The organism is Arthrobacter sp. B2a2-09, assembly GCF_027587375.1.
Lineage (GTDB): Bacteria > Actinomycetota > Actinomycetes > Actinomycetales > Micrococcaceae > Arthrobacter.
Map to the genome: position 1 here is coordinate 1 of NZ_JAMXIC010000132.1, position 242 is coordinate 242.

At 66.9% G+C, this 242-nt stretch carries 1 protein-coding gene; it reads right to left on the reverse strand.

Annotation, left to right across the window (positions count from 1 at the left end):
• Positions 1–242, reverse strand: a 242-nt coding sequence (locus NFJ07_RS25860) for a circularly permuted type 2 ATP-grasp protein (RefSeq protein WP_269998954.1), incomplete at both ends; no start/stop codon positions are given.

Below are 242 nucleotides of genomic sequence, written 5' to 3' on the forward strand. Positions count from 1 at the left end.
GCCCGCGGCACCACACCGTCCGCGACCACCGCCATCCGCCCGTAGACATCATCCAGGAAAGCCTCCAAGGCGCGGACACGCTGCTTGACCCCACGCTCCAGCACATCCCACTCGTCAGCCGGAATCACCCTCGGCACGATATCCAGCGGGAAGGGCCGCTCCTCCCCCGCATAATCGAAGGTCACACCCCGGTCCAAGAAGGTCCGCGCCATCGACTCCGCACGGGCGCTCACATCGGCAAG